The organism is Roseovarius sp. A46, from assembly GCF_004126395.1.
Classification (GTDB): Bacteria; Pseudomonadota; Alphaproteobacteria; order Rhodobacterales; family Rhodobacteraceae; genus Roseovarius; species Roseovarius nitratireducens.
In genome coordinates, this window is the sequence record NZ_PVWS01000074.1 from 1 (window position 1) to 1334 (window position 1334).

Sequence of the window (1334 nt, forward strand, 5' to 3'; positions counted from 1 at the left end):
AACCAACAGCCGCGCTGCGCCACCTGAAAGCTCCGCGCATCTGTCGGTTGCTCCACCTGCGCCTGTCGGCGTATCAACCCAAAGGGCTCCGGTTCCGGCTGGATGAAAGTTCAGTGGCAGGCCAAGTCGAACAGGCGGTTGACGCTCTCCTTCGAGAGATTATCCACGAGGCCTTGGCAGGCTGGGCAGTTCGACGCTGTCACATGTGAGAGGGGCGCAAGAGGGGATAATGGCATCTTCGACAGACAGAGGCGCACAAATCGTTCAGGAGGTGACTGCACGACGTCTGTCCGCAAAGTCGGACCTCTTCGAGCACGGCAAGATTACCCCGGCGACGAAGGAATACAGCTTCATCCGGCGTCTCAACACGCTTGTTCATGCGGGTTCGCAAGCATGGGCAGATAACGTGCCGGCAAACCTTGAGGATGCGATCCGTGCCGACAAGAAAGAGTCCAGACCGCAGGCCGAACTTGTTCTGTTCGGTCACTGGCTGCTGCTCGAGGGACGCCCCGGTCTGCAGAAGACATCGGGAAAAACACCGGACTACAAGGAGATCCTGAAGTGCGTCGCGGCCTGTCTTTTCGGGCTCCGGTCGAGAGAACGCCGCGCGCGAAACAAGGACAGGCTCGTTCGTGCCGGGTCAACAGACGTGGTGAACAGGAGTTCACTGCCTCGCCCCAACAGTCGCAAGCAAGACATCACCAAGCATGACCTTCGTGACTGGTGGGCGCAGTTGTTCGACGAGAGCAGGAAGGCGTCGGACTTCGACGCGAAACTGAAATCGATGCGGCGCCTGTTACCCGCTTACCTTTCACATTTGAAATCAGGCACCGTGACCCATGGCAGCAAGAGCGTCACGAAATCACCCGAGATCCATGCCGTGCTCGATGCGATTTCCGGGGAGAAGGACATCCAGCCCGCGCGACAGCAAGCTCAGCCTTTACCAGTCCCGGCGAAAACCGCACCGTTTTCGATACCACTTTCCTATTCGTCCCCGGCAGAGAAAATCGAATACCGAGCGCTGTCGGGGAAAGATGCTCCTGATACGAACCTCGAATACCGCTGCTTGCCCGTTTCGCCAACATCTCGAAGCGGCAAGACGCGCCCTGATCGTTCCGGAAGGATTGTGCTCGCGCCAGATGCCGCCATTCGCGGGAATTACAAGGTCGAGGCGCTTATCGACAGGATTGCGATCCTCGTCGATACGAAGGAAAGTCTGAACAACGCCTTCTGCTGCGCCGACGCGCCGATGTGAGGGCCATGCCGGGCATCAGGCAGCTTGTTTCCAGCGGCTTTCGGGCTGCTTCGGCCGCTCGGTTGGTGGACAGGCCAAT

The 1334-nt window shown here is 58.9% G+C and carries 2 protein-coding genes; both read left to right on the forward strand.

Annotated elements, in window-relative coordinates; translation table 11 throughout:
• Positions 1 to 209 (forward strand): hypothetical protein (locus tag C6W92_RS17870; RefSeq protein ID WP_206735563.1); only part of this gene is annotated, 209 nt, incomplete at its 5' end.
• Positions 210 to 229: 20 nt separating this feature from the next.
• A complete protein-coding gene (locus C6W92_RS17440) occupies positions 230 to 1255 on the forward strand; it encodes a hypothetical protein (RefSeq protein WP_129435394.1) in 1026 nt (341 codons plus the stop codon).
• Positions 1256 to 1334 lie beyond the last annotated feature (79 nt).